This window comes from Prevotella sp. oral taxon 313, from assembly GCF_003043935.1.
Classification (GTDB): Bacteria; Bacteroidota; Bacteroidia; order Bacteroidales; family Bacteroidaceae; genus Prevotella; species Prevotella jejuni.
In genome coordinates, this window is record NZ_PYXE01000001.1 from 3,415,678 (window position 1) to 3,441,941 (window position 26,264).

23 protein-coding genes are annotated in these 26,264 nt (G+C 35.3%); 19 read left to right on the forward strand and 4 right to left on the reverse strand.

All coding sequences use genetic code 11. The features are described from left to right. The first annotated feature begins 107 nt into the window (after window positions 1-107). From AXF23_RS13410 to fmt, 4 genes are all read left to right on the forward strand, one after another. Window positions 108-1,109, forward strand: coding sequence for an ROK family protein (locus AXF23_RS13410; protein WP_107625649.1), 1,002 nt, complete (start codon window positions 108-110; stop codon window positions 1,107-1,109). A gap of 432 nt (window positions 1,110-1,541) precedes the next feature. Beyond that, window positions 1,542-2,111 (forward strand): L-threonylcarbamoyladenylate synthase, encoded by a 570-nt coding sequence (locus AXF23_RS13415; protein ID WP_004361264.1) that lies wholly within the window; start codon window positions 1,542-1,544, stop codon window positions 2,109-2,111. 12 nt (window positions 2,112-2,123) lie between these two features. Further along, window positions 2,124-3,920 carry a chloride channel protein gene (locus AXF23_RS13420; RefSeq protein WP_107625650.1) on the forward strand — a complete coding sequence of 599 codons (1,797 nt, stop codon included), beginning with the start codon at window positions 2,124-2,126 and terminating at the stop codon, window positions 3,918-3,920. A gap of 58 nt (window positions 3,921-3,978) precedes the next feature. Beyond that, window positions 3,979-5,001 (forward strand): methionyl-tRNA formyltransferase, encoded by a 1,023-nt coding sequence (fmt, locus tag AXF23_RS13425; protein ID WP_107625651.1) that lies wholly within the window; start codon window positions 3,979-3,981, stop codon window positions 4,999-5,001. A 270-nt stretch (window positions 5,002-5,271) separates the two neighbouring features. Here fmt and AXF23_RS13430 read toward each other — a convergent pair whose 3' ends face one another. Continuing rightward, window positions 5,272-6,516 carry an acyloxyacyl hydrolase gene (locus tag AXF23_RS13430; RefSeq protein ID WP_107625652.1) on the reverse strand — a complete coding sequence of 415 codons (1,245 nt, stop codon included), beginning with the start codon at window positions 6,514-6,516 and terminating at the stop codon, window positions 5,272-5,274. 16 nt (window positions 6,517-6,532) lie between these two features. Beyond that, the gene (locus AXF23_RS13435; protein WP_107625653.1) at window positions 6,533-7,282 is read right to left on the reverse strand and encodes a porin family protein; all 750 of its coding nucleotides are present in this window, start codon (window positions 7,280-7,282) and stop codon (window positions 6,533-6,535) included. An 855-nt stretch (window positions 7,283-8,137) separates the two neighbouring features. Here AXF23_RS13435 and AXF23_RS13440 point away from each other — a divergent pair. From AXF23_RS13440 to AXF23_RS13505, 14 genes are all read left to right on the forward strand, one after another. After that, window positions 8,138-9,577 carry a lipopolysaccharide biosynthesis protein gene (locus AXF23_RS13440; RefSeq protein WP_107625654.1) on the forward strand — a complete coding sequence of 480 codons (1,440 nt, stop codon included), beginning with the start codon at window positions 8,138-8,140 and terminating at the stop codon, window positions 9,575-9,577. Between the two features lie 207 nt (window positions 9,578-9,784). After that, the gene (locus AXF23_RS13445) at window positions 9,785-10,762 is read left to right on the forward strand and encodes a hypothetical protein (protein ID WP_107625655.1); all 978 of its coding nucleotides are present in this window, start codon (window positions 9,785-9,787) and stop codon (window positions 10,760-10,762) included. 173 nt (window positions 10,763-10,935) lie between these two features. Continuing rightward, window positions 10,936-12,006 carry a glycosyltransferase family 4 protein gene (locus AXF23_RS13450; protein ID WP_107625656.1) on the forward strand — a complete coding sequence of 357 codons (1,071 nt, stop codon included), beginning with the start codon at window positions 10,936-10,938 and terminating at the stop codon, window positions 12,004-12,006. Window positions 12,007-12,016: 10 nt separating this feature from the next. Then, a complete protein-coding gene (locus AXF23_RS13455; RefSeq protein ID WP_107625657.1) occupies window positions 12,017-12,787 on the forward strand; it encodes a glycosyltransferase family 2 protein in 771 nt (256 codons plus the stop codon). A gap of 119 nt (window positions 12,788-12,906) precedes the next feature. Beyond that, a complete protein-coding gene (locus tag AXF23_RS13460; RefSeq protein WP_107625658.1) occupies window positions 12,907-14,103 on the forward strand; it encodes a glycosyltransferase family protein in 1,197 nt (398 codons plus the stop codon). A gap of 23 nt (window positions 14,104-14,126) precedes the next feature. Further along, entirely contained in the window at window positions 14,127-15,143 is a 1,017-nt protein-coding gene (locus tag AXF23_RS13465; RefSeq protein ID WP_199222199.1) for a hypothetical protein, read from the forward strand. After that, complete coding sequence (locus AXF23_RS13470; RefSeq protein WP_107625659.1) at window positions 15,140-16,135, forward strand: acyltransferase family protein; 996 nt, start codon at window positions 15,140-15,142, stop codon at window positions 16,133-16,135. Before AXF23_RS13465 ends, AXF23_RS13470 begins: the two co-directional genes overlap by 4 nt. A 28-nt stretch (window positions 16,136-16,163) precedes the next feature. Then, window positions 16,164-17,312 carry an EpsG family protein gene (locus AXF23_RS13475; protein ID WP_107625660.1) on the forward strand — a complete coding sequence of 383 codons (1,149 nt, stop codon included), beginning with the start codon at window positions 16,164-16,166 and terminating at the stop codon, window positions 17,310-17,312. Further along, the gene (locus tag AXF23_RS13480) at window positions 17,309-18,178 is read left to right on the forward strand and encodes a glycosyltransferase family 2 protein (RefSeq protein WP_107625661.1); all 870 of its coding nucleotides are present in this window, start codon (window positions 17,309-17,311) and stop codon (window positions 18,176-18,178) included. The genes AXF23_RS13475 and AXF23_RS13480 overlap by 4 nt, the downstream gene beginning before the upstream one ends. Before the next feature lie 323 nt (window positions 18,179-18,501). After that, window positions 18,502-19,599 carry a glycosyltransferase family 4 protein gene (locus AXF23_RS13485; protein ID WP_107625662.1) on the forward strand — a complete coding sequence of 366 codons (1,098 nt, stop codon included), beginning with the start codon at window positions 18,502-18,504 and terminating at the stop codon, window positions 19,597-19,599. Further along, window positions 19,589-20,731: a glycosyltransferase family 4 protein gene (locus tag AXF23_RS13490; protein ID WP_107625904.1), complete on the forward strand. Its 1,143-nt coding sequence runs from the start codon at window positions 19,589-19,591 to the stop codon at window positions 20,729-20,731. The genes AXF23_RS13485 and AXF23_RS13490 overlap by 11 nt, the downstream gene beginning before the upstream one ends. A 1-nt stretch (window position 20,732) precedes the next feature. Next, window positions 20,733-21,671, forward strand: a complete 939-nt coding sequence (locus tag AXF23_RS13495; RefSeq protein ID WP_107625663.1) for an NAD-dependent epimerase/dehydratase family protein — start codon at window positions 20,733-20,735, stop codon at window positions 21,669-21,671. 3 nt (window positions 21,672-21,674) lie between these two features. Continuing rightward, on the forward strand, window positions 21,675-22,070 hold the full coding sequence (locus AXF23_RS13500; protein ID WP_107625664.1) for a WbuC family cupin fold metalloprotein: 396 nt from the start codon (window positions 21,675-21,677) through the stop codon (window positions 22,068-22,070). A gap of 7 nt (window positions 22,071-22,077) precedes the next feature. Further along, a complete protein-coding gene (locus AXF23_RS13505) occupies window positions 22,078-23,079 on the forward strand; it encodes an MraY family glycosyltransferase (protein ID WP_199222200.1) in 1,002 nt (333 codons plus the stop codon). Between the two features lie 302 nt (window positions 23,080-23,381). On the opposite strand, the gene AXF23_RS13510 is transcribed toward AXF23_RS13505, so the two are convergent. Next, the gene (locus tag AXF23_RS13510; RefSeq protein WP_107625665.1) at window positions 23,382-24,164 is read right to left on the reverse strand and encodes a tetratricopeptide repeat protein; all 783 of its coding nucleotides are present in this window, start codon (window positions 24,162-24,164) and stop codon (window positions 23,382-23,384) included. Then, window positions 24,155-24,481 (reverse strand): 2-amino-4-hydroxy-6-hydroxymethyldihydropteridine diphosphokinase, encoded by a 327-nt coding sequence (locus AXF23_RS13515; RefSeq protein WP_107625666.1) that lies wholly within the window; start codon window positions 24,479-24,481, stop codon window positions 24,155-24,157. Before AXF23_RS13515 ends, AXF23_RS13510 begins: the two co-directional genes overlap by 10 nt. Window positions 24,482-24,596: 115 nt before the next feature. On the opposite strand from AXF23_RS13515, the gene AXF23_RS13520 reads away from it, so the two are divergent. Next, window positions 24,597-25,550 carry a glucosaminidase domain-containing protein gene (locus AXF23_RS13520; protein WP_107625667.1) on the forward strand — a complete coding sequence of 318 codons (954 nt, stop codon included), beginning with the start codon at window positions 24,597-24,599 and terminating at the stop codon, window positions 25,548-25,550. Window positions 25,551-26,264 lie beyond the last annotated feature (714 nt).

Genomic DNA, 26,264 nt, shown 5'->3' on the forward strand with positions numbered 1-26,264 from the left:
TGCAAAAATAATACGAGATAAGCAAATTTACCTAACAAAACTTTGTGGTATTCTACTTTTTTCATAACTTTGCCCATAGTATATTCAAACTAAAAACTTATTATGTCATGGACGTAACAGAGCAGAAGCCAGTTGTAGCTGGATTGGAAAAGCCATTTGTAATTGGCTTGGACTTAGGAGGAACAAATGCTGTATTCGGTGTCGTAGATCAGCGTGGTCAGGTACTTGCCACCAATTCTATTAAGACACAGGCTTATAAAACAGTCGACGATTTTGTAGAAGCAGGTGTAGAGGCAATACGTCCTCTCGTTGCTAAATATGGTGGAATAGGTCAGTTCCGTGCTATGGGTATTGGTGCACCTAATGGTAATTTCTATCGTGGAACGATTGAGTTTGCGCCAAACCTCTTATGGGGACACGATGGTGTTGTGCCATTGGGCGATATGTTCTCACAAAAGTTAGGTATTCCTGTTGGTCTTACCAATGATGCGAACGCTGCTGCTATCGGAGAGATGCAGTACGGTGTGGCACGCGGCTTGAAGGATTTCATCATGATTACCCTCGGTACAGGCGTAGGCTCAGGTATTGTTGTTAACGGTCAGATGGTTTACGGCTCTGATGGCTTTGCAGGTGAGTTGGGTCATATCATTATGGTTCGTGGAGAGAAAGGTCGCACTTGTGGTTGTGGTCGTACAGGTTGTTTGGAGACTTACTGCTCTGCAACAGGTGTTGCTCGTACTGCTCGTGAGTTCTTGCAGAATAGTAAGGAAGATTCTCTGTTGCGTGAGTTGAAACCAGAAGATATTACATCTTTGGATGTTTCTATTGCTGCTGGTCGTGGCGATGCACTTGCTAAACGTGTTTACGAGTTCACTGGTAATATGTTAGGTGAGGCTTGTGCTGACTTCGCAACCTTCTCTTCTCCAGAGGCTTTCATCTTCTTTGGTGGTCTAACTAAGGCTGGTGACTTGTTGATGGAACCTATCATGCGTTCTTATAAGGAGCATGCTTTGGAAATCTTCAAGGACAAACCAAAGTTCTTGGTAAGTTCGCTTGATGATGCTGCCGCTGCCGTTCTCGGTGCTTCAGCTATTGGTTGGGAATTATAATATAAGGTATATAGTTTCGGCTTCTATGAGGTGGTGCGTATGGCTATCCGCTTAATAGAGTGTGAAACGAAATGTACATAATGTAGGGACAAACACCCTTGTCAGTCTTTCTATATTAGATAGGTGGAACTGAGTTACGAGGATGTTTGTCCTTTTTGTGTTTGTTATCCATATCTTTGTTTTCGTGTGATATATCTTTAGTGAGGGTATAGCTATGTTATAAAGAAGAGCAAGATAAAGGACAACTTATTGTTTGTATGGAATAGTTCTACCACAAGTAAGTTTATAGAAGAGTCTGCTTTTAGAGGTTCCTCCGAACATTAATCACTCTTTGTAGACTTTCTTTTTATAGTTTTTGTTTTGTGTTCTCGTTTTTTTAATCTAACTTTGCGAATACTTATAATAGTTAGACAGAAAAAACAATAACAGAAGATGAAACAGGAAGACGACATCAAGAAAGCGATTGAAGTGATGAGAAAGGGTGGTATCATTCTTTACCCAACTGATACAGTGTGGGGTATAGGTTGCGATGCTACCAATGCGGAAGCTGTAGCAAAGGTATATGCCTTGAAACGCAGAGATGATTCGAAGGCTCTTATTTGCTTAGTTGATTCTGATAACCGACTTCAGCGTTATGTTCGCAATGTTCCTGATGTTGCTTGGCAGTTGATAGAAGCTGTTGAGAAACCAACAACATTGATTCTTGATGGTGCTGTTAATCTTGCTCCAAATCTGATAGCAGAAGATGGGTCTATAGGTATTCGCATAACAAAGGAGCCCTTCTCACATGAGTTATGCTATCGATTCCAGAAGGCTATTGTAAGTACTTCGGCAAATGTCAGTGGTGAACCTGCTGCGCAGAATTATCGTGATATCTCACAGGAGATTCTTGATGGTGTTGACTATGTTTGTGAGTCAAGACGTCAGGAACACAAACCACATACTCCATCCAGTATTATCAAATTGGCTGCTGATGGTGAAGTAAAAGTTATAAGGAAATAATTGAATAGATAGATGAAAGTATCAGGTAGTCAGGGCGTTATTTCTCAACTTGATAATTGGCGAAAGAATCATGTTTCCAATCGCGAGTTAGTCTTAGTACTGGCGTTTGCTATTGGTCTTCTTGCTTCATTGGCAGCATATATTCTTCACTTTATTATCAAATTGATAGAGGAATTAGTAACCTCTGGTTTCGATGTTGCAACGATTAACTGGCTCTATCTCATCTATCCAATCGTAGGTATTTGGCTGACAAGTCTATTTGTTAAGTATGTTGTACGTGATAATATTTCGCATGGTATTACGCGTGTCCTCTATGCTATTTCTACGAAACAATCTCGTTTGAAAGCTCATAATACTTGGTCGTCTATCGTTGCTTCTGCCATTACGATTGGTTTTGGTGGTTCGGTAGGAGCAGAGGCACCTATTGTGTTGACGGGTTCAGCTATTGGTAGTAACCTCGGACGTATCTTTAATTTAGATAATCGCACACTCATGCTTCTTGTGGGTTGTGGCGCAACGGCGGCTGTATCTGGTATTTTCAAGGCTCCAATAGCAGGATTGGTATTTACATTGGAAGTGTTGATGGTCGATTTGACCATGGCTTCTCTTTTGCCGATATTGATTGCATCAGTGACGGCAACGTGTTTCTCCTATTTCTTCACAGGTGGTTCGTCTATGTTTCATTTCCAAATGGATAACATCTGGGGACTTGATCGCGTTCCACCGACAATCTTGTTAGGTATCGGTTGCGGTTTTGTATCACTCTACTTCATGCGCTTAATGTCATGGTGTGAGAATGGTTATGGGAAACTTTCTTCTAAGCCTTATCTGAAACTTCTTGTGGGAGGCTTGGTGCTTTCTCCACTTATTTTCCTCTTTCCCTCTCTCTATGGTGAAGGCTATGATAGTTTGAGATTGTTTATAGAAGGAAAGACAGAGGCTGACTGGATGCAAATCATGAGTGGCTCTATGTTTGCAGAGAAGTCCAATTTCCTACTGCTATATGTGGGCTTAGTTGTCATGACGAAGGTCTTTGCAACCAGTGCAACAAATGGTGCAGGCGGTTGTGGTGGAACCTTTGCGCCTTCTTTGTTCATCGGCGGTTTTGGTGGTTTCTTCTTTGCTCGTTTTTGGAATATGCAGCAACTTGGTGTTTATATTCCAGAGAAGAACTTTACGCTTTATGGTATGGCAGCTGTGATGTCGGCTGTGATGCATGCACCTTTGACGGGTATCTTCCTGATTGCCGAACTAACAGGCGGTTATCAACTCTTCATCCCATTGATTATCGTGACTATCAGTTCTTATCTTACGATAAATATCTTTGAACATCATAGTATATATGCTGTACGTTTGGCAAAGCAAGGTAAACTTCTCACACACCATACAGATAAGTCTATCCTCACTTTGATGAGTATGGATAAGATTATCGATCATGACTTTACATCTGTCGGACCTGATATGGAGATGGGAAAGCTTATTCATGCTATCAGTTCAAGTCACAATGATTATATTCCTGTGCTCGATGAGTCTCGTAAGTTATTAGGTGAGATTGATATTAACAATCTACGACATATTATTTTCCGTACAGAGCTTTATCATCGTTTCCATGTCAATCAATTGATGTCGCCACCAGCAGCAATGCTCGGTGTCAACGACCCAATGGAGGATGTGATGAAGACTTTTGAACGTACGGGTGCACAGTATTTACCTGTTGTGAATATTGATAGCCAGTTGGTTGGCTATATCTCTCGAGCTCGCCTTTATAGTATGTATCGTCAGTTTGTAGCAGACTTTAGTGCGGAATAAAATAGATATCTGCCGTCTCTTACTTATTATCTCATCTCTTGTTAAATTCCCAAAGATAATGAAAAAAGAAAATATACGTATTGTTTTCATGGGTACTCCAGAGTTTGCTGTGGAGTCGTTGAAAGCATTAGTTGAGAATGGATATAATGTTGTAGCTGTAGTCACACAGCCTGATAAACCTGTTGGACGTCATCAAGAACAGCTGCAGCCATCACCGGTGAAACTCTATGCACTTGAACATAACTTGCCTGTTTTGCAGCCTATAAAGATGAAGGATGCTGATTTTATAGAAGAATTGCGTTCTTATAAAGCTGATATGCAGGTGGTTGTAGCCTTTCGAATGTTGCCAGAGATAGTGTGGAGTATGCCTCGCCTGGGTACGTTTAATGTACATGCAGCCTTGCTTCCGCAGTACCGTGGTGCTGCTCCTATCAACTGGGCGGTTATCAATGGTGAGACCGAGACAGGTGTGACGACCTTCTTCCTTGATAAAGACATTGATACTGGTCGCATTATCCTTCAAAAACCATTTGCTATTCCTGATACAGCTGATGTTGAGTATGTCTATGATGGCTTGATGTATTTGGGTGCAAAGATTGCTATGGAAACAATTGATCTCATTGCATCTAAATTGCCTGAAGATAGTTTGGATAATGTTGATTTCTCTGCAGTTCTTGATGGCATAAGTGCTCCTCAGGTGTGTGAAGATGCTGAATTACATCATGCACCGAAGATATTCAAGGAGACATGCGAAATTAATTGGAACCAGTCTGCTAAGAAAGTTTATAACTTTGTGCGTGGACTCAGTCCTTATCCTGGTACTTGGAGTACACTCTGTTCTATTGAAGACAATGGAGTAAAGCCTTTGATTATGAAGGTTTATAAGACGGCTAAGTCAGACCGTGCATCTGTAGGCACCCCAGGTACGCTCGTTGTAGAAAAGACCCGTCTCTATGTCAATACTTCTGATAACCTCTTAGAACTTCTTGATATTCAGTTGACAGGTAAGAAACGAATGGATGTTCGCTCATTCTTAAATGGCTTTAAGGATATAGAGAAGTACCTCTTCCAGACAGAATGACGATAGTTTAGACAGAATGACATAAAGACATATTGCTTTAATGACATATTCTAAGGGAAGACAGAATGACATAAAGACATATTGCTTTAATGACATATTTTAATATGGGACGTGTAGGCTGTGAATTAAGATATCTTATGTAGTTCTGTCTGATAGCCTATACTTAACTTCTTTCCAAACAACAAAATATGTCATTAAAACAATATGTCTTTATGTCATTCTGTCTAAACTATCGTCATTCTGTCTAAACTCTTGTCTTTTTGTCTTGTTTTATAGTCTCACAGGTATTGTTATTTGTAGTTCTGTGAAGTCTGCCTTCGTTGCATGTGCATTAACGCTAAAGCCTAAAGTAAGATTCTTTAGCTTAGGGAAACTATAAAACACACCAACTTGTTCATGATAAGGTCTTTCCAATCCATTGCGTGATTTATAACCCATGTGTCGGTAGAGGTAATAGCCTAAGCTGACACGGACAGACATGTTACCATAAAAGATTTCGTGACGGCCTTCGATGCTAAGTGACCACGGACTATGCTTCTCTCCGATGTATCCATGTTCTTTATCATGTTGTGCAACCCTACTGGCATAATCTCCATAGAAAAGACCAAGACCTAAGCCAGATGCCCAGCGACGTGCATAACGATAGAGTAGGTGAGTATGGAAAGAATAGGCTCCGTAGAAAGCAAACTGCTCCTTACGATAGTCAGGATGTCCTTGCGGTGTTTCAAATTGTGTCTGCTGCCAATCCTCAAGTAAAGTTTTACCACCTATTCCAAGGGTGAATTCAGTAAACCAATACTTTTGGAAGTGATTTTTAGGAAGTGTATTCCCCTTTGCAACCTTTGTTGTTTCCTTCTCTGGTTCGTATACAATACCCAGGAATGGACCTAAATAGTTTGCGCCTTTGTTGGGTCGTGCCATAGCCCCATTACTATGGTGTGCGAAGTCTAATCCAGCCTTTATGCTCCATTCCTTAGCTACCTTATATTGTCCGTACAGTCCTGCTGTGAAGAAGATATTAAGGTGTGAACCAATATATTCGTTGTCAATATTGTTCTTCTGGTTATATTTTAGCGAAGTATAGCCTACGCCAGTGCCTAAGTAATAGCCCCATTGCCAGTGCTTACTACGATAAAGTGGACGATTAAAAGTGCCATAGAGTGTCAGAAAGTTGCCTAATTTACTGGTGTAGTCTACTGGCTGTGCTTCTCCCCATGGATAGTCTTTATGCATTGTTGTCCCATGGTTGAAGTTATAACGCAAGCCAATAGAGAATGTTGGATAATTATAATCGCGTGCAAAATCATTCTCTGATGGTGTGATATTTAGTTGTGCAGCTATGGTATGCGTTTCTTTCGTCTTAGTCCAAATACGTGGCTCCTTGTCCAAACATAAAGTTTGGGCAGGCGTATAATGCACCTCTATACCAGTTTTGGATATAGCAATAGAATCACACTCCTCTGCAGAAGCAACTGCAGAGAGTAGCAAAAAAGGTATGAAAAGGAATTTTCTCACTTGTCTTCAAACGGCATCAGAGCACCTGTATTCTGTAGCCAAGTGTTACTTCTAACATGCTGTTGCGAGCATTCTTTAATAAATCCTTTGCTTCAGTGTTTTTTGTTAATTTTCTGAGGGATAGGCTGTAACGTCCTTCTATCTGCCATTGTTTCCATTCGTAGCTGACACCGATAGGAATAGATACATTGCCTCTATAGATGCTATTCTTTAAATTAATAGCTTCTCCATTCTTTTGCTTAGCGTGTCCACTGATGAGATAGCCTGTGTGAACTCCTGCTGTGAAACTCCAAGGTAAATCTGCCCAAGGATACCAACGTACAAGATAGTTCATGTTGAAATAGTGCAAGTTAAAGTTATATGGACCATATTCTTGTACAACAGGGTTTCCATAGTCGTCTGTTGTATTAATATTGCGATAGACTCCAGAAGAACCTTGGTGACTATAAAGAAGTTCTGCATCAATTGCAAGGTTATTTGTAAAAAATACTTCAATATAAGCACCTGCAACAGCGCCAATTTTCATTTTCCCATCGATTCCTGATAGGTTCGATAAGTTTAGTCCAACTTTCGGGGCTGCATAGATATCCCATACCGTATGCTCACCAGTTGGTTTGGTATCTTGAACAATAACCTCTTTGACGTCCTGGTAGCCTTCTTTGACGGCTTGTCCAATACGTTTTGCGTAGTTCTTGTTTATTACCTGAGCGTGTCCGTTTGTTAATGCCCCTAAAAGGATGGCAGCAATCAATATAATCTTTTTCATTTTTTAGGAAAACTGATTCTGATGCAAAGATAGTGATTTTTCTTCAAACCATTGATATCTTGTGGCTTTTTCATACATATAAAGATACAGAATGCTAAACAGAATGATATAAAGACATAGATGGTATTAAGCCAGAATGACATAAAAACATATTCTTTAATGACATATTTAATACAGAATATGTAGCTGAAGCATTAGGTATATACCTATGTCCTTATGTCTAAGCTTTGTCATTATACGTGCGGGGTATCTCGGTGATTACTCCCCTCCCTTTGGGGGAGGGGCGAGGGGGAGGGGCCAGTTGGTGGGTCAGGCTTTGTTGTCATTTCTTTCTTTTTTATATCGTTTGCCTACAAATATTCTATGAATTTTCTTTCTTTTCTCATTTTTTTTATTTAATTTTGTACCCATAATAAAGGAAATTAGAACTATTAACAGAAAGATTCTGCGAACGAAGCATCTACTGAATTGACCAACACAGTTTTTGTTGTTTAAGTTAACGATTGTTACTGTACCACGTCTATTTGTTTTTGCCCATTCGTTCTTATGTGGAGGAACCGTGATAGTTGTCAGCCTGCAAGCTATTCATTGTTTGTAGGGAGGAGATGATGTTATTATTTCATTCAGTTCTAAAATATTCTTTTTTATCAACTCGTTGGCTGATTGATAAATTAGCTAACTAAGTTGTTTAAAGTTTTGTCTAATGTTTTAAATCTAAAGTAAGTAAGAAATGGTTATGGGATTTTAAATTGGATATTTCCGCTATTTGAGTATATTATATCGTGATAATAAGAGGAAAGTACTATACAAGTTTCAACTTGTGTAGGTAAAACAAGTTGTTAATCAAATTGGTATATGAAAGAAAATGTACGTGGTAAAGCCTTTTCAGGGATGTTGTGGGGAGGTTTAGAGAAACTGTCTCTTCAAATTTTTGGATTTGTGCAAGGAGTCATTCTTGCTCGCTTATTATCTCCCTCGGATTATGGCTTAATAGCCATGGTTTTTATTTTTGTGTTGATTTCCTATAATTTTATTGATGCTGGTTTTGGTACTGCATTAATTCAAAAAAAAGAACGAACAGAAAGGGATTATTCTACGGTTTTTGTTTTAAATCTTTCTCTTTCTTTTTGTATTTCATTATTATTATTTTTATCAGCTCCTTTAATTGCAGATTTTTATGATGAAGTTGCTCTTGTGGAAATAGTGAGAACATATTCTTTTATTATTTTTCTCAGTTCTTTTGTTGCTATTCAAGATGTCAGACTATCTATTTTTTTAGAATTTAGAAAAAAAAGTTTAATCAATATTATTACGACGGTTGTTTCTGGCGTATTATCAATTATTTTAGCCTTTTGCGGCTATGGGGTTTGGTCCTTAATTTATCCGCAGTTCGTAATGCTGATGACTAAGGCTATGCTTTGTTGGCATTTTCAACATTGGATTCCGAGGTTATCATTTTCTTTGGATTCATTTTATAAATTATTTGGGTTTGGTTCTAAGATTTTTGTATCCTCAATACTTAATAGTATTTCAGGAAATATATATTCATTAGTTATTGGTAAAATTTTTTCTGCAAGTTCATTAGGTTTTTATAGTAGGGCTGATGGTTATGCAGCTTTACCAGTTAAAACTATAACGGGAGTTATTGATAGTGTAACATATCCAGTGTTTAGTAAATTCCAAGATGATAATATACTGTTGATAAACTCTTTTAGACGTATGTTACGTCTTTCTGCTTATGTTGTGTTCCCAATTATGATAGGTCTTGCAGTGTTAGCAAAACCATTCGTGGTTATTTTAGTCACGGAGAAATGGTTACCTTGCGTTGTTTATTTACAAGTTCTTTGTTTTGCAAGAATGTGGTTACATGTTCAAAATTTAAATTTTAATGTATTGAAAGCAAAAGGGCATTCTAATCTTTTTCTTAAATTAGAGGTTGTCAGACAAGTGGCAATTATTCTATTTTTGGTAGCTACAGCTTCGTTTGGTATTTTATTTATTTGTATTGGGAGCATATTTGCTGCGCTTGTTAGTATGCTTATTAATTCTTATTATGTTGGAAAAGTCATAGAATTTGGCTTTATTAAGCAGTTAAAAGAGATGGCACCTTCTTTGTTATACTCATTGTCAATGGGCATTATAATATATATATCAATATTATTTATTTCAAGTATGTGGATAAAGTTGTTGGTTGGTATTTTAGTGGGTATTTCTTATTATTTTTTGATTTCTTTTGCAACTAAATCGCAAGAGTTAAGTTATATTTTCGCATTAGTACGTGAGAGAAAAAAATAATTTCACGCATAAGAAGATAATAGTAAATACAGAACTTGTACTACTGCCTATTTGTTAATGAGTTTCTTATAGTACAAGTGTATTTGTTGGAGAACTATAACTTTTTTATGTTACTTTGTTATTTTTATACTATTCTCATAAATTATTATAGTATAAATATTTGGAATAATAAGTTGTTTGGTTAAAACTAATTTAAAACAAAAATAAATGAATACTAAGATAGTATATGTTATTGTTTCATCTCTTTCAGATATTTATTTTGAACAGGCATGGGCATCTATCTGGTCGTTAAGGTTCTATAATCCTCAATGTATGATAGATATTGTTGTAGATGAACAGACTATAAAAGTAGCTAAGAATAGTTATAGAGCTAAAATGCTCCCTTTGGTTGATAATATTGTAATGAGAAAGTTCTCAGAGGAAATAAATAATAGAGAAAGATCTAGAAGTTTGAAAACAAATTTACGGCATATCGTTTCTGGAGACTATTTATTTATAGATACTGATACTATTATTACAGGTGATTTATCATTTGTAGACAATATTGTGTCACCTATGGCTATGGTTGATGATATGAATTGCAATTTCATTGATAATCCAAATTATGCAAGACTCTCTGATAGGCTAAAAAGTCTTTTTGGTGTGAAAGTTTTACCTTCTTCTCATTATTATAATAGTGGTGTTATTTATGCAAAAGATAATCAAGATGTTCATGATTTTTATCGAGGCTGGTTTAAGAACTGGTCTTTATCAAAGGATAAAGGATGTTTTTTAGATCAGCCTGCTTTGTACAAAACTTGCATGGATTATCCGAATATTGTAGATGTAATGTCAGGTGAGTTTAATTGTCAACCATCTATAAGTATAAAATTCTTGTCTGATGCAAAAATAGTGCATTTCTTCAATGATAAGAATGCTGAATCGGACTTATCTCCTTTCCTTACAGGAGAGATATACAAACAAATTAAAAAGGAAGAGGAGCTTTCGGATGAAATAAAAAGATGTTTGCTAAATTGTAAATCTTCTTTTTCTTCTCCATCAAAGATAATTCCTGGTGAAGACGTCCTCGTATGGTCTTCTAATAGTTTTATTTTCCTAAAGACTATGAGTCGTAAATATCCAAAGATTTTTCATGTAATGGAAGTTCTATCTTTTAAGTTGTCAAGTTGGATACTAAAAGGTTAGCTAGACTTTTTATTTAAGACTTTCAGGTGCTTAATTTTGATAATTTATGATTTTTTTAATAGAAGGCGTGTCTTTTATTATTTGGTGTGTGTTTATAGTATTTACATTGCTGTAAATATTTTGAAATATAGTTACTATTATATATTTGTTCATAATAGATTTTTTATTATTTAATGCGTAAAGTTAATTTTTTAATGCCTCATGACGGAATAGTTCCCTCGGGAGGATATAAAGTTGTCTATGAGTATGCAAATAGATTGGCTAAAGATGGTTTTTTGGTGTCAATAGTCTATCCAAATACAAAGAAGGGATGCTTAAAATCTTTTAAAGAACGAGTGAAGGATGTCGCAAGATATGTTGTAAGGTATTTTAACAAAGGTTATCAGTCAAAATGGTTTAGTTTAGATAAAAGAATAAATTTAAAGTGGGTGTGGTCACTTGATAACTATTCTCCCGAAGTGGGTAGCTATGTCTTTGCTACGGCTATTGAGACGGCGTTTAGTCTTAATAAATATTCTGATAATATAAGCAAATTCTATTTTATTCAAGACTATGAGAACTGGTTTTTTTCTGATCAACAGGTTATTGAAAGTTACAGATTTCCTATGAAAAAGATTGTTATAGCAAAGTGGTTACAAGAATTAGTTTCATCTTGTGGTGAATATGCCACTTTTATTCCTAATGGTTTTGACTTTAAAACTTTTTCTTATGTGAAACCGATTGATGAAAGAGAAAAATATAGTATAGTTTGTATGTATCATGTGGATAAACGTAAGGGAATGGATGTTGCTTTTCGAGCATTTAATCGTGTGTATGAAAAGTTCCCGCAAATAAAAGTCACTTTTTTCAGTGTTTATGATTGTCCTACTGGCTTACCTCAGTATGGGGAATTTGTTAAGCAACCTGATGTAAGTTTACTTAATAGCTTATATAACAAATCTGCTATATATGTAGGTTCGAGTAATATGGAAGGCTGGGGATTAACAGTTGGAGAGGCTATGCAATGTGGGTGTGCTGTTGCGTGTACTGATAACAGAGGATATCTTGAAATGGCTCGTCATGGAGAAACAGCATTAACTTCACCTGTAGGTGATGCTGAGGCTTTGGCTGATAATATAATAAGTTTCATAGAGAATGATGAATTAAGGATTAGAATAGCTTTGGCTGGCAAGAATTTTATTCAAAGCTTTGATATAAATAAATCATACGAGTCCTTTAAGGATGTTATAATAACCAGTAAATGAGATTGAATAAATGGTTGATGTAAGTATTATAATTGTTAATTACAATACAAAGGAGATAACAGCTTCTTGTATTGATTCTATTTATAAACAAACTAAAGGTTTAAAATTTGAGATAATCTTAGTTGATAACGCTTCAACTGATGGTTCTAAAGATTTTTTTGAGAAAGATTCTAGGATAAAATATATTTATTCAGAAAAAAACGGAGGCTTCGGGTATGGCAATAATTTAGGTATGAAAGTTGCAAATGGTGATTTTTTCTTTTTGTTAAACTCAGATACATTATTGTTAAATAATGCAGTAGGAGAGTTCTTTAAGTATGCAAAGTCACATAATCCAAAGACTATTTATGGTTGTTATTTACAAGGTGACGATGGTAGCTATAGAGACTCATTTTTTTACTTTCCTGCTTTTACAATAAAAGATTTTATAAAGAGGATAGTCAAACCACATAACTATCAACCAGACTACACTAATCGCGAGGTTGAGTGTATATGTGGTGCAGATATGTTTATACCTCGGCAAGCCATAGATGAGGCTGGGATGTTTGATGAAAATATATTTCTATATGGTGAAGAAGGAGAACTTCAGTATCGTATGATGAAGAAAGGCTATAGAAGAATGCTTATAAACTCACCCCAAATAGTTCATCTTGAAGGAGAAAGCTCAGGTAATACTGCGAGATATAAATATGGCATGAAAAGTCATTTGTATATTTTAAAAAAATACATGAATCCTATTACTTATTTATGTGCATGGATATATTATAAGATACGAATATAGTTGTTCTCGTTTTATTAAATACTGAGAAATCATCGTATTATATTGTAAGCCTATATAATATCTTTATAGTAATACACTTATTTTATGTTGAAGGTAAAGCTTAAAAAGTATCAAAGAGTATGAAGGTAATTGGAATTTCTGTGATGATGCCTGCTGCGGAGAATATTCGGGGTACGAGTGCATTGCCTTATCATTTACTTGCTGGTAGAGATAAAAGTATAGAGGTAATTCTTTATTCGTATAATTTAAATCGGCTTTCTAAAGAGCAGATAGATTCTATTGCAAAGGAACTTAATATAAAGATTTGTTTATTGCCGGTACCATGGTGGTATAATTTTTTCCTTAGATTTCTTTTACCATTTAGAATATTATTGAATTATCCTATTGGTAATTATATTAGCTTAAGTTTTTCACAATTAGATACTATCATTAATGATAATCCTGATGCTATATGGATTTATGGAGAGGAGTTATCTCGTGTCAGTCGTCAATTAAAGGATTTTAGGCGAATACATACATTGCCAGATTGTGAATCTCTCTATTATTATAGGATGCTTGGTAAGCGTTTCGCAATAAGAAATAGAGTAAGATTTTGGAGATCAGCGTTTATGTATCCTAAGTATCTGAATATGGAGAAACAGTTTGATACATCTTCAAATATCCACTATCATTTGGTAGGTAAAGAGGATGTTAATTTCCTTGAGGAGATTTGTCCTGGAATTCAAGCTCATTTTCTTCGTCACCCTCATTATCAAGTTGCAAAACCTGCTAAGGTTATTTCCTTTAATTCTCCAAAAATAAAGGTTTTATTTGCAGGGCAGTATAATTTGTATATGCAGCAGGATGCTGATATGCTGATAGATTGTCTGATAAAATCTAAAGATCTCTCAGAACTAAAAGAACATTATGTATATACTTTTTTAGGTAAGGGATGGGATAATCATGTAGAGAGACTTAATAATGCAGGGTATGAAACTCATCATATAAAATTTGCCCCTGATTATATTGAAGAAATTTGTAAACATGATATTCAGGTAACACCTATATGTATAGGTACAGGTACTAAGGGAAAAGTCCTAGACGCAATTGCTAATGGTTTATTGGTTATTGGTTCGTGGTATGCATTGGAAAATATAGCAGTAGAGCATAATATTTCCTGTTTGCAATATAATGAAGTCTCTGATATAATTGGGATGCTTAAAGATATATATACAAGCTCATCTCATTATGAGGAGATTGCTGAAAATGGGCGTCAAACAATACTAAATCTTCATAATAATTTTAGTATAGCAAAACAATTATTTTCTTTATTTTAAAACAATGTCTGTAAATTAATTTTATGTATAAGAAGCTAAAAAAAATTATTGAGTTTACCTCTTTTCTGTATTATTTTTTACTAATATTGAGGCATAATATTGTTTGTAGAAAACGATTACTAATACCTTTATACAAGAATAAAGTTATAGATAATAGGTATGAACATGATGAAAATGTTATTATTTATATGGTTCAGCCTGAGACAACATTTTCTGGTGGATTATCTGATCGTCTTAGAGGAATTACCTCTATATATGGTGAGTGTAAGCGTAAGAATCTTCCGTTTAAAATTGTTTTTGAGCCATTGCATCTGCAGGACTATTTAGTACCTAATCAATATGATTGGCAAATTGAAGCAAAAAATATATGCTGGGACTTGAAAAAAGTTTACCCTTGTACCCTTCTGACTTATAATAATAATTTGGAAAATAGTGCACAGATAAATGCGCAAAAAAAGATTTTGCAATATTATTTAAATAAGTCATATAAGCAGATTCATATATATTCTAATATGGCTATTGCTGATAATGATTTTAGTGTTTTATTTAACGAACTTTTTCGGCCATCTGAACGATTACAAAATCAAATAGATTATCATCTTAATAAGTTAGGTGGTGAAAAAAAATATATCTCATTAACTTTTCGTTTTAGGCAATTGTTGGGAGATTTCAAAGAAGGTGGATATATTTTGCCAGAGTCAGAACGAGAGGCTTATATTCTTAAGTGTATAAAAGGAGTTGTAGAATTACATTTAAGATACCCAACTGAACGAATATTAGTGACAAGTGATAGTAAGATGTTTTTAGATAGATTATGTCACCTTGAATATGTATACGTTATTCCTGGTAAGGTCGTTCACATGGGCTTTACTTTCGATGCAAGTCAAGATACTTACATAAAATCATTCATTGACTATTTTATGTTGAGTAATGCAAAAAAAGTTTTCCAGATGACGGATAAACTTTTGTTTCGAAGTGGTTTTCCTAAAAGAGCAGCAATGTTAACCAATGCACCTTACGAAGAAATAGAGCTATTATGAAAAAGTTAGAATCAAAACGAATTGTTTTTTTAGATGTAGTTAAATTTTTTGCTATTTGGATGGTCTGTATTGGACATTCATATTCTTTGGTAGATATGAGTAAAGCTTCAATTTTATATAATTGGATTTATTCTTTTCATATGCCTTTATTTATGATGCTCTGTGGATATTTTTCTTTGAGATCTTACAAAAAAACATTTGTTTCTTTTTTAAAACAAAAATCGATTTTATTATTATTGCCTACAGTTACAATTTCTATATTAACGATTATAGTTTGTATTCTTATTGATTTTCCTGATATAACGGTTATTGTAAGAAATGAATTTATAGGAGGTATGTGGTTTTTAAGAACCTTATTCTTTTGTTTTGTATATACCTATGTTTTTAAGCGGCTGGGTCGTCACGATTATCTTACGGCGTTAGGTTCTATTGTACTTGCGCTTGTCTTTCCTCATGGATATTTTTTGCAATTTAACTGGATGTTAATATTCTTTTGGTTAGGGTACTTTTTGAAATATTATAGAAGTCTTTATGTGAAGTACCAAGTCTTTATTACGATTTTTTCAGTATTGATTTTTATTTTTCTGTGTGTACATGAAGTCCCTAAAGTTTTAACATATCAAGTTCTTTTCTTGACCCCATGGTTATTTTTCTCTCAGTTAATCTCAGGAGTTTTTGGTTCATTGGCACTGGTTGGTATTACATATTATTTTTGTTTATGGTTAAAGGATGATAATTGGCTTGTTAAAAAGATGGCAGATATAGGAACATATACTTTGGGAATTTATGGTTTACAATCTATTATTCTTCAACGTATATTTATAAAGTATATTCATTTTAATACTTTGTCTCTACCATGTTGGATTAATGATTTTATCCTCGTACCAAGTATCGGTTTATTTTCTGTTCTTTTCTGCTATTATTGTACCTTGTTTATGAAAAGAAATAAGATAATTAATCTATTCCTTTTTGGTAATCAGTATGGACGTTAAATAGTTGATAATATTTTATAAAACTGTTATGACATTATATTTTATTTGTTTTTTTCTTCTTATTTCGATAAATTATATAGCGGAGAAAGCATGTTATAAAAAGGAATTTATTTTAGTATTTTCTTTCTTTTTTATGGCGTGTTTTGTTGGCTTTTCTGATATGTTAGGTGGATATGATCGATATATCTATGGTGAGTTATTTGATGATTTAGCAGATGTCATAAAAGGAGGAGGTAAATACCAAGATGCTATAATCTCTAAAGTGTATTCATCAGAATATGGATATATAGGGAGCAACATGTTAATTTCGTCTGTTACAAGTAATCGGTATATTTTTATTCTAATTTATACATTGGTAGTTTATGTCTTATTTTATTTTTCCATAAGAAATTATTGTTATGATTATTTGTTAGCTTTAATACTTTTTATGGGATTAATGTACTTCTTTACCTTCACTTATCTAAGACAAATGATGGGTGTTGGAATAGCCTGGTTAAGTTTTCGCTATATATATAAAAGAAGTCTATATAAATTTATAGTATGCGTTCTTTTGGCAGCATCCTTTCATAATTCGGCAATAATTTTATTACCATTGTATTTTATACCTATAAGAAAACACAATAAAAAGAATATAATTATTTTCATGTTTATATGTTTGATAGTAGGTCTGACAGGTGGACCATCTGCGTTGTTTAGAGTTTATGGAGATGTTGCTGATATGCAAGCTCGTTCAGATTCTTATATAGAAAAAGAAATTGGGTTTAAGTTTGAATATATTATAGAGGCATGTGTTTTCTTATATTTCTTATTGAAAAATTATTCTTTTCTATCAAATTCAAAAAAAGATTTAGTTATGCAGAATGCACTACTTGCTTTCTGTGCAATACTTTTACTTTTCGTTAAATCCCTTAATGGTGGCCGTTTAGGTTGGTACTATTTAATAGGAGTAATAGCAACTTTCTCTAATTTGGACTATAGGTTGAGTATAACAAAAAGTACTAAGGCTATAATAGCTGGAATAAGTCTCGTACTCTTTATACGAATTTTAGTACAATGGGATTATATGTTATCGCCATATAAAACTTTTCTTACAAATGGAGTGCGCGATTATGACCCAGTCTATGATAAGTATGAATACGATCAGAACTATGCGATCGATAAATTTTATAGGAAATGATTACAGTACTTACCCCAACTTACAATAGAGCTCCTTTATTAGATGTCTTGTATAAAAGCCTGGTTGAGCAATGTTGTACCGATTTTGAGTGGATTGTCATAGATGATGGATCAACAGACTCTACATCTGCTCTTTTTGAAAAGTTGATACAAGAAAATAAGATACACATAAACTATATAAAAAAAACAAACGGTGGGAAACATACTGCTATAAATAGAGGAGTTAAGGAGGCAAAAGGTGATATTATCCTAATTGTTGATAGTGATGATAGCCTACCCAATGATTCTCTGGCTTTGATAAATAAGCAATATTTGAATATAAAAGATGAAGAATCTATTGCTGGCGTTTGTGGTTTGATGGCTCATCATGATGGAACAATTATAGGAGATAGGAAGATTAGTTCTTCAATGAATCTTAGTTCAATAGAGATGCGCTATAAATATGGTTTTGTTGGGGATGTTTGCGAGGTTTTTAAGACAGATGTTTTACGAGAGTTTCCTTTCCCAGAGATAGAAAACGAGAAATTTTGTCCAGAAGCCTTAGTATGGAATAGGATTGCTACAAAATATAAGCTTCGTTATTTTAATGAAGTTGTTTATTATCGAGATTATCTTGATGACGGATTAACATCTAAGATTGTAAGAATCAGAATGAATAGTCCTATTGCCTCTATGATATGTTATGCAGAATTAAATCAACTCGATATTCCCTTTAAGGATAAATTCAAGGCAGCTATTAACTATTGGAGATTTCGTTTGTGTTATAATGGAAATGATAGTTATCCAAAGTTATCTGGACTATGGAATGCTGTAGCACCTTTAGGTTGGTTGATGCATTTGAATGATATACGTGTAAATAAAAGATAGTTATGAGGATTCCTTGATTCATAACATCCCTGTATATATGTGTTAAACTGGAATGTTAGTCCTATATTTGGTTCCAAGCATACTAACACTGAAAATGCTATATGATTATGTGACTTCTCTGGAACAGAGTTATCATTACTATAGCGTAGGTTTTTCGGTTTTGCTGTCATTCTTGTCACTTGAAAATAAAGCATAATCTGTTGAAGCTCAACTCCCTATGCTGAAATGTTAAAAGTGACAGCAAACACGTTTTAAACTTTCTGTGGTATTTGTGGAATACTTTTGAAGATTATCTGGCATTATAGAATAAAAGAAACAGGATAATGAGAATATTACAAGTCATTACATCTTTGGATATGGGTGGTGCAGAAACGTTGGTAGTTAATTTGATACCAAGGTTGCAGGCTTTGGGGAATACTGTGGATTTATGTATCTTTAATGGAAAAGAAACACCATTGACCCATAGATTGAAGAAAGAAAGTCCACAGACAAAGATATATGCGTTAGGACATGGGGTTTATAATCCGCTCTATATATTAAAGTTAATAAAGATAATGAATAATTATGATATTGTTCATACGCATAATTCGTCACCACAACTCTTTGTAGCAATCGCCAGTTTATTTAGTCATACGAATCTTGTTTCTACAGAACATAATACTTCTAATCGGAAACGAAATTGGATGTGGTACCGTCCGATAGAAAGTTGGATGTATGGTAGGTATGACCATGTAATATGTATTAGTAAGATTGCAGAAGAAAAACTAAGAGAATATATGGGAGGGGATTGGCTTGTCAAATCATCAAATAAGTACAAGTCTATTACCACAATAAATAATGGAATTGATGTCAATACGATATCAGAAGCTGAACCATGTAAAGAGTTATTAGATTTAAAAGAAAGTCGTAAGTCTATCTTGATGGTGGCTGGATTTCGTAAACAAAAGAACCAAGATACTATTATTAGGGCTTTAACCTTATTAGACAAAGAAAAACATGAAGTTTGGTTTGCTGGTATAGGTGAACGGATGGAAGAAGTAAAACAGTTAGCTCTGTCTTTAGGTGTAAGTGACCGGGTTAGGTTTTTAGGCTTACGTACTGATATTCCAAATGTTCTGAGAGCAGCTGATGTTATCGTGATGTCTTCTCATTGGGAAGGATTGAGTCTTAGTAATGTAGAGGGAATGAGTGCACATAAGCCATTTATAGCTTCTGATGTTAATGGGTTGAAAGAGGTTACTAAGGGATATGGTTTACTTTTCCCACATGAGGATGCAAAGGCATTGGCTGAAGAAATTAATCGTTTAGCAAGTGATGAAGCTTATTATAATGAAATAGCTGAACGCTGTTACAATAGAGCTTTGGAGTTTGATATCTCAAAAACGGTAAATGGGTATAATAATGTTTATAATGAAATATAATAATAAAAACATACTCCATGTTGTAAATATTTACTTTGTACTTCCTTATTTTATTGGAGGGCAATTTAAGTACTTTAAAGAGAAGGGATATCGTTTCCACGTTGTTTGTTCAGCGTCAGAATACTTGGATGCTTATGCCAAGGATAATGATTTTGATTATCGTGTAATGCCTGTTTTGAGATCTATTAATATTCTTCAAGATTTTAAGACTATTGTTGGTATTTGTCGATATATCAAAGAAAAGGAAATAGGGATTGTTGTTGGACACACGCCTAAGGGTGGTTTGTTGTCGATGATAGCCGGATGGTTAATGAGGGTGCCGAATCGTATTTATTTTCGTCATGGGCTTGTCTATCAAACTTCACGTGGGCTAAAACGTTTTATCCTTATGAGTGTAGATCGATTGGCATCCCTTTGTGCGACCAAGATAGTATGTGTGTCTCCTTCTGTTTTGCAACACTCTGTAGAGGACCATTTAGCGCCAGCAGCTAAGCAATTAATTCTTCATAAAGGGACGTGCTGTGGTATTGATACTGAAGGAAAGTTTAATCCTGATAATATTGATACAGCTAAGCTATCTTCTATGAGAAGAAAGTGGGGCATTGATACTAACGATTGGGTGATAGGGTATTCCGGTCGTTTAGTGAAGGACAAAGGAATTATAGAGTTGGTAAGAGCTTTTCGCAAGGTAAAGAAAGATAATCCTCATTACAAACTTCTTCTTGTTGGAATGTTTGAAATTCGAGATGCGCTTCCTGATGATGTTCAAGAAGATATAAAGAAAGATACTCAGATAATATGGACTGACTTTCAGAATTGTGATATGGAGTATTTTTACGCAATGATGAATGTCTATGTCCTTGCATCTTATCGTGAGGGATTTCCTACAGGTGTTTTGGAGGCTCAGTCAATGGAGGTTCCTGTTATTACAACTCGTGCGACAGGGTGCTGTGATTCTATACTTGAAAATGAGACAGGATTGTTTGTAGGACATGATGTAGACCAGTTGGCTGCAGCTATTCGTCGTATTCACAATGGAGAAACAAGTATAGATGGGGTAAAGGCACGCAAGTGGGTTCGTGATAACTTTGAGAATCATATTGTTTGGAAAGAAATAGAAAAATTATATTGAAATGAAAATACTTATTACTGGCTATCATGGCTTTGTTGGACAAAATCTTATACCTTATTTGAAAGAGAAAGGACATGTTGTCTATGGGCTTGGTCGGTCAGGAGATTATTTATGGAAAGATCTTGAAGAAAATAAATTACCGGATGTAGATGCTATAATTCATCTTGCTGGTAAAGCACATGATACGAAGAATCAGACAGAAGCTGGTGTTTATTTCAAAGTTAATGTTGATTTGACAATGAAGGTCTTTAATTACTTCGTCGATCATCCAAATATAAAAAAGTTCATATTCTTCTCTTCTGTCAAGGCTGCAGCAGACCAAGTAAATGGTGAAGTTTTGAATGAGGACATGCCGATGACGCCTAAAGGTCCTTATGGAGAAAGTAAGGCTGAGGCAGAGAAGAAAATAAATGAGGAATGGAGCAATTTGGATATGAATCAAAAGGTCTCTCGTCATGTGTATATTTTGCGTCCTTGTATGATGCATGGGCCGGGTAATAAAGGTAATCTGAACTTACTTTATAAAGTCGTAAATGTAGGATTACCTTGGCCATTAGGAGCCTTTGAGAATAAGCGTTCTTTCTGTTCTATAAGCAATGTTTGTTATGTAGTGGGGCAGCTTTTGGCTTTTGATGTAAAGAGTGGAACTTATAATTTGGCTGATGATGAAGTTTTGTCTACAAATGAGTTGATTAGTATTATTTGTGAAAACTTAGGTCGTCCGACTCGAATATGGAAATTTGGACGCTCTGCTATGTCATCTTTAGCTAAGATTGGTGACAAATTGCATTTACCTCTAACCACGGAACGTTTGGCTAAGCTTACAGAGAACTATATTGTTGATAATAGCAAGATTAAGAATGCGTTAAAGATAGATAGAATGCCTGTTCCTGCTCGTGAGGGTCTTTCTTATACGATACATAGTTTTAAGGAAAAATAGTAAATGGAAATCATAGATAAGAATTTGTTAGATACTGTAAGTGCAGCAGCAAAGTTGTCAGAACGCTTGCGGATGAATCATAATTTTCATGAAACTTTAGAGGCTCCGTGTCAACGTATGTTGAATGCTTTGGAACCAGGGACCTTTGTCCCTATCCATCGTCATAGGCATACAGCAGAGACTTATATACTACTGCGTGGAAAGCTTAAGATATTTTTCTATAATGAAGAGAAAGTAATTGTTGAAGAGGAAGTTCTCGACCAATCTCATGGATGTTATGGTGTTCATATCCCTGCTGGGATATGGCATTCTATGGAAGTGTTAGAGTCTGGTACTATAATTTTCGAAACAAAGGATGGACCGTATACTCCTATAACAGAACAAGATATATTAAAATAAGTAAACCATGTTGCAGATAGCAATTATATTTCTTTCGCTTTTCATTCTTGAAGTTTTATATTTTAAGGTTGCTGATTACTTTAATATTATAGATAAGCCATCAGAACGAGGGTCTTCAAAGTTTATTACTCTTAGAGGAGGCGGTATAATCTTTTATATAAGTGCCTTAATTTGGTTTATATTCTATGGAAGAGAGTATTGGCTTTTCTTTACAGGACTTAGTATAGTCTCTATACTAAGTTTTGTCGATGATATACATTCTTTAAGTGCACGATTACGTTTACCATTGCAGTTTATAGGAATGTTACTGCTATTATCCCAGTTAATTCTTGGGAATAATAGTATAATAGATATAAACAGTAGTGGATTCTTTACTATAGTACTTATTCTTGTGTTAGGCTTGGTGATTTGTACTGGAGCAATGAATGTTTTTAATTTCATGGATGGTATTAATGGAATAACAGGTGGATATTCATTAATAGTTCTTTCTGCTATACTTTTCATTTTAGATAGAGAAACTTTGTTGGGTCAGTCATCAGAAGTTGAAACTATTGTATCTTTGTTAAAGATAGTTTTATCGGCTGCCCTTGTATTTTGTTTCTTTAATTTCCGTAGTAGGGCCAAGTGCTTTGCTGGAGATGTTGGATCTGTTTCTATAGCCTTTATAATCTTGTTTACACTTGGGTATATAGTTATAAATACGGGGGACCTCTCTTGGCTGTCTTTCCTCGTTGTTTATGGTGTTGACGGCTGTCTGACTATTTTACATCGTATAATGCTGCATGAGAATATTTCTCAACCTCATCGAAAGCATTTGTTTCAAATTATGGCAAATGAGTTGAAGATACCCCATGTAATAGTTTCCCTTGTGTATATGGCGGTACAATTATTGTGTTGCATTTGGTATATTATATATCCAGGTTATCTTACACTTTTGTTCCAGATTATAATTTTATCTATTATATATATACTATTTATGCGCAAGTTCTTTAAGTTGCATCAGCGTTAGAGATGAGCTAAGCCTTATAGGTTTTATTAAGGGCTGACGTCGTAGATCTTAATGTCTTCGGTGCCAGCCCTTGTTGTGTTTTTCCATATATTAGATTATGGTAATATCTTGTGACTCTACTTTCTTATCTGATACATGTAAGCCGTCGAATTATTGAGCGGATGAATAAAAATCCTAAATTCTATTAGGTTTGTACCTCAAGTGGGTGATAAGCAAGAGTTTTTATGCTATTTAATAATGTTAGTGTCGCAAAAGTACGAAAAAAAAATGAACGAACGAAGAAAAGAAAAGAAAAATAGTACTTATTTTTCAAGATTTCTTTTCTCTTCTTTTTTGATAATATCTTTTACAGAGTCAGGTGTGTTTTGCGGTAGTAACATTGTAGATATCAATGAGTTGAGAATTGTCGATATGTTTTTTAATTGCATCGTCTCATTGTGTTTGTTGGTCGTGTTGTCGTCTATTTTCGATAGTGAATCTTTAGGTAAAGTAGCCTCATAATTTGCCCAGCAAGCAGCTGACATTCTTTTTATCTGCGCAAGTCTCCCTTGCACATCTTCATCCTGTTTATACTGACAATAAATCTTTTCAGCATTCATATATTGGTCGTATGCTGGTTTCCATGCCTGTAGAAACATGTTACATAGGCCTAAGCGGTAATAGACATCAGCCTTTTCTCGTTCATAACATACGGTTAGTGTCTTCTCATAATAGGGGATAGCCTCTTTGTAACGTTTAAGGTTGAACTTACTTTCAGCCGTGGTGTAATAGTAGACTGACCGTTCATGTGGGGCGAACACCTCCAGTTTTGGCATAGCGTTTTCTAAGTATTTAGCAGCAGTTTCATAATCCCAATCGTGGTAATAGCACAATCCTATATAAGCCTTAAAGCGTTCGTTAAGCTTATACTCTTTATCTAATCGTTGAAAGATAAGCAGGGCTTCATGATACTTTGCCGACGTAAAGTATTCCAATGCCTTTCCCAACTCCTCAACATCCTTGCTTTTCTGTGCAGATGTAGAGACAGAGCACGTTAGGAACAGTAGGAGTGTTATGATTAATTTCCCTGTTATTCTTACAGCCATATAATCTCTTTTACAATCTTCTCGCCGTATTGTGCAAGGTCGATATCAATCAGAACCTTTCCCTTTTGATGGTTTTCATGCGAGTCGCCCATCGTCTGTTCAATCTCCTTTAGACATTGTATTACTTGAGTGAGCGACATCTCTGTTTCAAGAGTTCCTATACAGTTTAAGAACTTATCCGACGTGATTCCAATCGGTTCAGTCCATTGTGTATCCGAGAATATGACATTCTTGAAACGCTGTTTCAACAATGTCTGTGCCTTTGAAATATTCTCCTCTTGATTATAGTTTGACCCCAATGCGATAATAGTCCTCATAGAGTACAAAGTTACGTATAAGTTTTGAAATGTTTGAGAGATTTAAGATAAATCACTTTGTAGTATATAATAAAACGTGTATTTTTGCAGTTATATTATATAAAAAGAACTTTTTATGAAGCGATATATTTTCCTTTTTATCTCATTCCTCTATATGTTTTCTACCGTAGCGTCGGGACAGGCAAGGTGGAATCAAGTTTATCAATCTTATATTGATCAGTACAAAGACATGGCCATTGAAGGTATGTTGAAGTATGGTGTACCTGCAAGTATCACCTTAGCACAAGGTTTGCTTGAGAGTGGGGCAGGCCGTGGTCGACTCGTACTTTTAGGTAATAATCATTTTGGAATCAAATGTCATGGTTGGGCTGGACGTACTATCACACACGATGATGACGCAAAAGGAGAATGTTTTCGTGCCTACGATAGTGCATTAGAGAGCTTTGAAGACCATTGCAAGTTCCTTCGCGACCGTCCACGTTATAGGAGTCTGTTCAGTTTAGATAGGACTGATTATCGTGGTTGGGCGTATGGGTTGAAGCGAGCAGGGTACGCTACTAATCCTGTTTATGCGCAGAGTTTGATTAATCTGATAGAGTTGTATAAGCTCTACGAGTATGACAAGGCTACTCGTTACGACCGCTTTATGGCACATCACAGTGGTGAGAACACTGTTGTTCGTGATATTGATAAGGGTAGGATTAGTCCTGCTCAGATAGTAGGAGCCCATCCTATTAATAGATACAATGATAACTATTATATTGTTGTAAGACAGGGCGATTCGTTTAAGTCGTTAAGTAAGGAGTTAGAGATAAGTGCAAGGAAGCTTGCTAAGTATAATGAGCGCGATAAGCATGACCGACTTATTCCTGGTGAGTATATCTGGTTGAAGAAGAAAAAGAAGAAAGCGCCGAAAGAATATAAGAATCGCCCATATTATGTACGCAAGTCTGAGAGCTTATATGATATTGCACAGCGATATGGTATTCGTCTGAAGAGTCTCGTGAAGAAGAACGAGAAACTTGCTGAGCGTGGTCTGCGGATTGGCGATGAGGTGATATTATATTAGTACAGAACCCACCGAGTTATCCCTGTGGAGATGTTTGCAAACGTTGTTGGGTGTTGAATATTGGCTGTTACTGGCTGGGATTAGGCTGATATATTTCACTCATTACCTATATAGTTATAGCGAACTTAATCCCGTTAGGTACTCCTCTTGTTCGGAGGAGATAGGAGAAGATGTCTCTTTAGACACTCCCTTTTTCAAAGATGTTGATAGGAGGTCAGCCCGTTTGGCATCCTCCTCCTTTTCGAGGAGAGGATGGGGGAGAGGTTTTAGGGGTTGGGAGGAAGGGTTCCTTTTCTCATCATGTCAAATCTTTTTGCTCCTCTCGAACTTGACACATGCTCTTTAAGATGATAGAAGGGGCCTTTCAACGTTCAAGAACATGCCCTTCTTGCATACAAAAGACGCCCTTCTTGAGGCAAGAAAGGCGTCTTTAATAATGCTATATATAACTCGTTGACTTATTGCGAGTTATAAACTTGTTTATAAGAGATGTTATACCTTTGTTGTGAGAGACCTTGGCTTGATATTATGTAATGATTTTTCGCAATCTTACTTGTTCTCCCGAATGATGGAGTAATTATTGAGATACTCCTCGTGAGGGTTTGAGAGAATGTGGTAAACCACGTCCTTCTCTCATTTAGTAACCCTCTCTACGACTATAACGAATAGTCAGTATGATGCTCCGTAGGTTGGGTGAACCATAGATAAGATACT

Coding starts and splice junctions, on each gene's coding strand:
- AXF23_RS13515 (WP_107625666.1), bottom strand. CDS start 24,481: ATGAGGACTATTATCGCATTGGGGTCAAACTATAATCAAGAGGAGAAT.
- AXF23_RS13485 (WP_107625662.1), top strand. CDS start 18,502: ATGAGAATATTACAAGTCATTACATCTTTGGATATGGGTGGTGCAGAA.
- AXF23_RS13520 (WP_107625667.1), top strand. CDS start 24,597: ATGAAGCGATATATTTTCCTTTTTATCTCATTCCTCTATATGTTTTCT.
- AXF23_RS13495 (WP_107625663.1), top strand. CDS start 20,733: ATGAAAATACTTATTACTGGCTATCATGGCTTTGTTGGACAAAATCTT.
- AXF23_RS13455 (WP_107625657.1), top strand. CDS start 12,017: ATGGTTGATGTAAGTATTATAATTGTTAATTACAATACAAAGGAGATA.
- AXF23_RS13460 (WP_107625658.1), top strand. CDS start 12,907: ATGAAGGTAATTGGAATTTCTGTGATGATGCCTGCTGCGGAGAATATT.
- AXF23_RS13480 (WP_107625661.1), top strand. CDS start 17,309: ATGATTACAGTACTTACCCCAACTTACAATAGAGCTCCTTTATTAGAT.
- AXF23_RS13445 (WP_107625655.1), top strand. CDS start 9,785: ATGAATACTAAGATAGTATATGTTATTGTTTCATCTCTTTCAGATATT.
- AXF23_RS13420 (WP_107625650.1), top strand. CDS start 2,124: ATGAAAGTATCAGGTAGTCAGGGCGTTATTTCTCAACTTGATAATTGG.
- fmt (WP_107625651.1), top strand. CDS start 3,979: ATGAAAAAAGAAAATATACGTATTGTTTTCATGGGTACTCCAGAGTTT.
- AXF23_RS13410 (WP_107625649.1), top strand. CDS start 108: ATGGACGTAACAGAGCAGAAGCCAGTTGTAGCTGGATTGGAAAAGCCA.
- AXF23_RS13510 (WP_107625665.1), bottom strand. CDS start 24,164: ATGGCTGTAAGAATAACAGGGAAATTAATCATAACACTCCTACTGTTC.
- AXF23_RS13475 (WP_107625660.1), top strand. CDS start 16,164: ATGACATTATATTTTATTTGTTTTTTTCTTCTTATTTCGATAAATTAT.
- AXF23_RS13470 (WP_107625659.1), top strand. CDS start 15,140: ATGAAAAAGTTAGAATCAAAACGAATTGTTTTTTTAGATGTAGTTAAA.
- AXF23_RS13440 (WP_107625654.1), top strand. CDS start 8,138: ATGAAAGAAAATGTACGTGGTAAAGCCTTTTCAGGGATGTTGTGGGGA.
- AXF23_RS13490 (WP_107625904.1), top strand. CDS start 19,589: ATGAAATATAATAATAAAAACATACTCCATGTTGTAAATATTTACTTT.
- AXF23_RS13450 (WP_107625656.1), top strand. CDS start 10,936: ATGCGTAAAGTTAATTTTTTAATGCCTCATGACGGAATAGTTCCCTCG.
- AXF23_RS13415 (WP_004361264.1), top strand. CDS start 1,542: ATGAAACAGGAAGACGACATCAAGAAAGCGATTGAAGTGATGAGAAAG.
- AXF23_RS13435 (WP_107625653.1), bottom strand. CDS start 7,282: ATGAAAAAGATTATATTGATTGCTGCCATCCTTTTAGGGGCATTAACA.
- AXF23_RS13505 (WP_199222200.1), top strand. CDS start 22,078: ATGTTGCAGATAGCAATTATATTTCTTTCGCTTTTCATTCTTGAAGTT.
- AXF23_RS13500 (WP_107625664.1), top strand. CDS start 21,675: ATGGAAATCATAGATAAGAATTTGTTAGATACTGTAAGTGCAGCAGCA.
- AXF23_RS13465 (WP_199222199.1), top strand. CDS start 14,127: ATGTATAAGAAGCTAAAAAAAATTATTGAGTTTACCTCTTTTCTGTAT.